Source organism: Sphingomonas sp. CCH9-E2, assembly GCF_001557215.1.
In the GTDB taxonomy this organism is placed as follows: Bacteria; Pseudomonadota; Alphaproteobacteria; order Sphingomonadales; family Sphingomonadaceae; genus Sphingomonas.
On the sequence record NZ_LSJM01000403.1, the window covers coordinates 1 to 5,939 of the forward strand.

The 5,939-nt window shown below is 67.4% G+C and carries 7 protein-coding genes; 1 reads left to right on the forward strand and 6 read right to left on the reverse strand.

Annotated features, from left to right (window positions below; translation table 11 throughout):
• From AX681_RS18175 to AX681_RS18200, 6 genes are all read right to left on the reverse strand, one after another.
• Positions 1-612: helix-turn-helix domain-containing protein (locus AX681_RS18175; RefSeq protein ID WP_197424323.1), on the reverse strand; the 612-nt coding region annotated here is incomplete at its 3' end.
• Between the two features lie 100 nt (positions 613-712).
• The gene (gene ptsP / locus AX681_RS18180; protein ID WP_066662097.1) at positions 713-2,998 is read right to left on the reverse strand and encodes a phosphoenolpyruvate--protein phosphotransferase; all 2,286 of its coding nucleotides are present in this window, start codon (positions 2,996-2,998) and stop codon (positions 713-715) included.
• Between the two features lie 44 nt (positions 2,999-3,042).
• The gene (locus AX681_RS18185; RefSeq protein ID WP_066662094.1) at positions 3,043-3,462 is read right to left on the reverse strand and encodes a type II toxin-antitoxin system VapC family toxin; all 420 of its coding nucleotides are present in this window, start codon (positions 3,460-3,462) and stop codon (positions 3,043-3,045) included.
• Positions 3,459-3,695 (reverse strand): FitA-like ribbon-helix-helix domain-containing protein, encoded by a 237-nt coding sequence (locus AX681_RS18190; protein WP_066662086.1) that lies wholly within the window; start codon positions 3,693-3,695, stop codon positions 3,459-3,461. The genes AX681_RS18185 and AX681_RS18190 overlap by 4 nt, the downstream gene beginning before the upstream one ends.
• Positions 3,696-3,739: 44 nt before the next feature.
• Entirely contained in the window at positions 3,740-4,759 is a 1,020-nt protein-coding gene (locus AX681_RS18195; RefSeq protein ID WP_066662083.1) for an NAD(P)H-dependent flavin oxidoreductase, read from the reverse strand.
• Positions 4,760-4,806: 47 nt separating this feature from the next.
• Positions 4,807-5,307, reverse strand: coding sequence for a hypothetical protein (locus tag AX681_RS18200; protein ID WP_156442828.1), 501 nt, complete (start codon positions 5,305-5,307; stop codon positions 4,807-4,809).
• Positions 5,308-5,364: 57 nt separating this feature from the next.
• Here AX681_RS18200 and AX681_RS18205 point away from each other — a divergent pair, with 57 nt between their 5' ends.
• The gene (locus AX681_RS18205; RefSeq protein ID WP_066662075.1) at positions 5,365-5,820 is read left to right on the forward strand and encodes an AAC(3)-I family aminoglycoside N-acetyltransferase; all 456 of its coding nucleotides are present in this window, start codon (positions 5,365-5,367) and stop codon (positions 5,818-5,820) included.
• Positions 5,821-5,939: the final 119 nt, after the last annotated feature.

The window sequence follows — 5,939 nt, forward strand, 5'->3', positions numbered from 1 at the left end:
GTCATAGCGCTCACCCGCCGCCATTTCCTTTTCATAGAGGCGCGTGCCAGCCGCGTCGTAAATACGCAGCCACACCGGCTGCGTCGCGATCAGCGTGACCTGTCCACCGCTGACCGGGGTCGCGGCGGGGCTGGGCGTAGCTTCAGGCGTGGCGAGCGCGGTCGGCGTCGGCTCGGGCACGGCGCTCGTTCCGCCGCGGAACAGGTCGGTGCCATACCACAGGCCGACGGCGGCGAGCAGAAGCACTGCGACGATCGCCCCGCCCCAGGCGAGCGCGCTCGGCGGCTCACGCACCGGATCTTCGGGATCATAGCTGGTATAGACTTCGCGCGCTGCAAAGGTGGCGGAGGTCTCCGCGCGCAACTCACGGGCCAGCGCCACTTCATCCGCGCCGACCGCGCGGGCATAGGCCTTGACGAAGCCGGTCGCGTAGGTGGTCGAGGGCAGGCCCGAATAGTCGGACGCCTCGATCGCGGCGAGATGGCGGAGCGGCACGCGGGTGCGGCTGGCGATGTCGGCCAATTCCAGTCCCTGCGCCATGCGCGCGTCGCGCAGCTTCTCCCCGACCTTCACCGGAAACAGGTTCGGGGTTTCGCCCGCTTCGCCGTCCATTCAATCCCTCCGGTGCCTGAAATTCGCGCCTTGCTGCATTCCTTAAAGGAGTGTCAACGTGCGCACTACCTGAAATGCCGACATGCGTCGGGCTTTTGCCTCAGGCCAACTCTACGCCATGCTCCTGCGCCCAGCTTTCCAGCGCGGCGCGCATGTCGCGCGGCGGCTTTGCGAGCAGCTGGTCCATCGCCGTGCGGAGCGCGCCATGGTCGAGGCTGCGCACCATCGCCTTGACCGGGCCGACCGCCGCCGGGGTGATCGACAGCCGATCGATGCCAAGACCAATCAGCGCCATCGCCTCCAGCGGCCGCCCGCCCATCTCGCCGCACACCGCCACCGGCACGTTCGCCGCATGCGCCTCGCGCGTCACGCGGCGCAGGAAGCGCAGGATCGAAGGGCTCAGCCAGTCATAGCGCACCGCCAGCTTCGGATGCGCGCGGTCTGCGGCGAACAGGAACTGGGTCAGATCGTTGGTGCCGATCGACAGGAAGTCGATCTGCGGCAAGAGGATGTCGAGCACCTCCGCCAGCGCCGGAACTTCCAGCATCGCGCCATAGCGGACGTGGAGCGGGAGTTTGTGCCCGCGCCCTTCCAGCCAGCTGCGCTGCGCCTCGAAGATCGCGCGTGCCTGTTCGAACTCCCACGGTTCCGACACCATCGGGAACATGACGCTGAGCGTGCGCCCGGCGGCGGCTTCGAGCAGCGCGCGTGCCTGTACCTTCATCAGCCCTTCGCGGTCGAGCGCCAAGCGGATCGCGCGCCAGCCCATGGCGGGGTTCTCTTCCTCGCCATTCTCGTCATGGTCGAGATAGGGGAGCGCCTTGTCGCCGCCGATATCGACGGTGCGGAAGATGACGGGACGATCGCCCGCCGCCTCCAGCACATCGCGATACAGGCGCTTCTGCCCCTCACGCTGCGGCAGGGTGGCGGAGACGAGGAACTGGAATTCGGTGCGGAACAGCCCGATCCCGTCTGCCCCGGTCAGGTCGAGCGCGGCGACATCGTCGCGCAGGCCAGCATTGACCATCACCGTCACGCGGTGGCCGTCGCGCGTTTCGGGCAGCTGGTTGCGCAGCGCGGCAAAGGCGGCGCGGCGTTTCTGCGTGATCAGCAGCTTCGCCTCGAACACCTCTTCCATCGCGTGCGTCGGGCGGACGACGACGGACTCTTCCGCGACGTCGAGCAACAGCCGGTCGCCCTCCGCGACCAGACGGCGGACATCCTTGACCCGGCCCAGCACCGGCACGCCCATCGCGCGCGCCACGATGGTGACATGCGCGGTCAGCGATCCTTCTTCCAGGATCACGCCCTTCAGGCGCCGGCGGTCATATTCGAGCAGCTCGGCCGGGCCGAGGTTGCGCGCGATCAGGATCGAATCCTGCCGCAGCCCCAATTGCGCCGCCGTGCCGAGCTGCCCCGACACGATGCGCAGCAGCCGGTTGGACAGGTCCTCCAGATCGTGCATCCGATCGCGCAGCAGCGGATCGTCGATCTGCCGCATGCGCATCCGGGTGCGTTGCTGCACGCGCTCGATCGCCGCCTCGGCGGTCAGGCCGCTGTCGATCGCCTCGTTGATGCGACGGCCCCAGCCCTCGTCATAGGCGAACATCTTGTAGGTCTCGAGGATCTCCTCATGCTCGCCGCCGACGCCGAACTCGGCCTGGCTGGTCATGCGGTCGATCTGCTCGCGCATCTTGTCGAACGCGGCATAGACGCGGTGGCGCTCGGCCTCCGTATCCTCGGCGACGGTATGTTCGATCGTGATGCGCGGCTGGTGGAAGACGGCGGCGCCCGCCGCCATCCCCTCGACCAACTTGAACCCGGCGATGCGCGCGGTCGCGGTCGGCTGGGCGCGGGTCGAACCGCCCGCGCTGGTGTCAGCGCTGTCGATCAGCCCGGCATTGGCGATCAGCTCCGACAGCACCATCGCCACGGTCTGCAGCGCCTCGATCTCCACCTCTTCATATTTGCGTGGATCGGCATGCTGCACGGCGAGCACGCCGACCGCGCGCTCCTTGCGGATGATCGGCACGCCGGCAAAGCTGTGGAACCGCTCTTCGCCCGTTTCGGGGCGATAGGCGAAGTCGGGATGCGACGCCGCCTCGTCGAGGTTCAGCGTCTCGACATTCTTGGCGATCGTGCCGACCAGACCCTCGCCCAGCGCCAGCTTAGTGACGTGCACCGCCTCCTGCGCGAGGCCGCGGGTCGCGAAGAGTTCGAGCACGCCTTCGCGCAGCAGGTAGATCGAACAGACTTCGCTGCGCAGCGATTCCCCGATGATCTCGACCACGGCGTTCAGCTTGGACTGGGCCGGGGTGCGCGACGCCATCACGTCGTGCAACCGCGTCAGGATCTCACGGGCGGAGGCGGCGGCGGAAACGGGCATAAGCGAATCGCTATCAGATTGCAGGGGCGGGGGCGAGCCTTGGATCAGGCATCGCCGAGGATCAGAATTTTATGGAGGGCCGCTGCGCGTGACGCGAATTTGCGGTCCGCAGTGACCAGTGGGCACGCCAGATCCATAGCCAGTGCGAGATAGATGCAATCCGGCAATGGATGTCCCAAGCGCATTGCCAGGCTGATTGCCCGACCGGCCAGTGGTCCATCGAGCGGGTGCGTGCCGAGCGCGGAGGATGTCCAGAGCCCGGTCCACGCTGCTGCAATCTCTTCACCGTCGGGCTGAGTGACTATCCGCTCATTGACCCGCCGGACGATCGCACCGCCGACTTCACTCAGCATCAGATCGGGGGCTTGAAGCTGGCCGTGCCGATCGAACAATGCGCGCGCTGCGTTGCTGTCCGCTTCGTCGAACAGCCATTTTACCGCCACGCTCGCATCGACGACGATCATTCCGTGTCGCGCACCTGCCGGATCAGCGCGACGCTGTCGGAGAAGCCACCATATTTCTCGGCCATCCGCCGACGCAGTGCATCGACCCCGTCGAGCACGACGTCGCGGTCGCCCAGTCGCTCGCCCAGCAGATGCCGGGCTTCGGCTTCGATCGAGCGATGATTTTGCCGCGCCTTGAGACGCAGCCGTTCATAGACTTCGTCGTCGAGCTTCCGGATCGTGAGTGTGGCCATGGGCTGAAGATGGCATAGCGCTAGCAAAATGCAAGCACGCGACTTCAGCCCGCCCGCTTCTCCAGCGCCGCCGCCGCCTCGGCCATCAGCTGGGCGATGATGTCGGCGACGGGTTCTTCCTTGCTGACCATCCCGACCGACTGACCGGCCATCAGCGAGCCATTGTCGACATCGCCCTCGATCACCGCACGGCGCAGTGCGCCGGCCCAATAATGTTCGATCTGCAGCTGGGCTTCGGCCATCTCGACCTTGCCCTCGTCCAGAAGCTGCGCGACCTCGCGCTGCTTGGCGGTGAACAGCTCGCTGCCCGCATTTTTGAGCGCGCGCACCGGGATCACCGGGAGGCGCGGGTCGATCTGGACGCTGGAGATCGCGTCGCGCGCGCTCGCCCGGAAGAATGCCTTTTTGAAGTTCGGATGCGCGATGCTTTCGGTCGCGCAGGCAAAGCGGGTGCCGAGCTGGACTCCCGCTGCCCCCATGTCGAGATAGCCGGCAATCGCCTCGCCGCGTCCGATCCCGCCCGCGACGAACACCGGCACCTGCTCCGACACTTCGGGCAGGATTTCCTGCGCGAGCACGCTGGTCGACACCGGGCCGATATGGCCGCCGGCCTCCATCCCCTCGACCACCAAGGCATCGACGCCGCTGCGGATCAGCTTCTTGGCGAGTGACAGCGCCGGGGCAAAGCAGATCAGCTTCGCGCCATTGCCCTTGATCGCATCGAGCGACCCCGCCGGGGGCAGGCCGCCGGCGAGCACGATGTGCGTAACACCATGCTTCGCGCAGACCTCGATCAGGTCGAACAATTGCGGGTGCATCGTGATCAGGTTCACGCCGAACGGCTTGTCGGTCAGGGCCTTGGTCCCCGCAATCTCCGCATCGAGCAGCTCGGGCGACATCGCGCCGCACGCGATCAGGCCGAAGCCGCCCGCGTTGGAAATGGCGGAGACGAGGTTGCGCTCGCTCACCCAGGACATCGCGCCGCACAGGATCGCGGTCTCGCTGCCCAGAAATTCGATGCCGCGCGCCATGCGGCGCTGAAGGCGCTGTTCACCAATGCTCATGCCGCTCGCCTAGCCGGGGGATGCGCGGTTAGGCAAGCGGGAGGCCATCACGGACCGCATTCCCACACGCCATCGATCGCCAGCGGGGCTGCCCCGCGTGCCTCGACCGACAGGGTTGCGGTGTGGCTCGATCCCTCATGCTCCGTTTGTCGCGGGGCCCCGCGCGTGATCGATACCGTCAGGTCGCCGTCGGCAAAGCTGCCGCCCTGCGCCATCGCGTCGAACCCGCCGGCTTCGCGTGCGGTGAGCAGCACGGGCGTTGCGCCGCGCATCACCACCGCGGTTGCGCGGCTCGCCTTGTCGACATCGCCTGCGCCGACCAGCAGCAGATCGCTGGCGTCGGACAGAAAGGCGCAGCGCAACTCGCCGCTGGCCTGCGCCGCCGCTGCTTCGGTCACGCGACCGAGCACGATCGGCGTGGGGCTGGGCGTTGGGGAAGGCGGAATGCCGGATTCGATCGGGGTCGGTTCGGCCTCGCTCGCATTGGGCGGCGGCACCGGGCTGGGCGAGCAGGCGGCGAGGGCGAGGATGAGACAGGGGATCATCATGCGCATGGCGCTAACAATGCGGTGGACGCGCCGGAGTTCAATACGCAGGATAGGAAAATGCCGCAGATTCGCCGCCTTGGTCCGGGAGATGCCGCCGCGCTCGCTACGATGAATGCGCTGTTCGCGCGGGAGTTCGAGGATGCGGAGAGCTATCTCTCCGCGCCGCCGGGACCGGACCATGTCGCGGCACTGCTCGCCAATCCGCACTTCATCGCACTGGTCGCGGAGGCCGATGGCGCGATGGTCGGCGCGCTCGCCGCTTATGTCCTGCCCAAGTTCGAACAGGCGCGCAGCGAAATCTATATCTACGACCTCGCCGTGGCGGAGGCGCAGCGGCGGCGCGGGATCGCAACCGCGCTGATCGACGCATTGCGCCCGATTGCGCGCGCGGCGGGGGCGTGGGTGATCTATGTGCAGGCCGATCATGTCGATCCGCCCGCGATCGCGCTCTACACCAGATTGGGCGTGCGCGAGGATGTGTTGCACTTCGACATCCCCGTCGATCCCGACTAAGGCCGCGCCATGATCGATCGCCGCACACTGCTCGCCGCCGCTGCCGCCGCCCCGCTTGCCGCCTGTGCCCCGCGCGCCACTGCGCCGCGCCGGCCGTTGCGGGTGGCGACGTTCAACAT

Bases quoted from the DNA above. Each gene is read 5' to 3' on its own strand.
- ptsP (WP_066662097.1), bottom strand. From the start codon at position 2,998: ATGCCCGTTTCCGCCGCCGCCTCCGCCCGTGAGATCCTGACGCGGTTG.
- AX681_RS18205 (WP_066662075.1), top strand. From the start codon at position 5,365: ATGCCGCAGATTCGCCGCCTTGGTCCGGGAGATGCCGCCGCGCTCGCT.
- AX681_RS18190 (WP_066662086.1), bottom strand. From the start codon at position 3,695: ATGGCCACACTCACGATCCGGAAGCTCGACGACGAAGTCTATGAACGG.
- AX681_RS18200 (WP_156442828.1), bottom strand. From the start codon at position 5,307: ATGATGATCCCCTGTCTCATCCTCGCCCTCGCCGCCTGCTCGCCCAGC.
- AX681_RS18195 (WP_066662083.1), bottom strand. From the start codon at position 4,759: ATGAGCATTGGTGAACAGCGCCTTCAGCGCCGCATGGCGCGCGGCATC.
- AX681_RS18185 (WP_066662094.1), bottom strand. From the start codon at position 3,462: ATGATCGTCGTCGATGCGAGCGTGGCGGTAAAATGGCTGTTCGACGAA.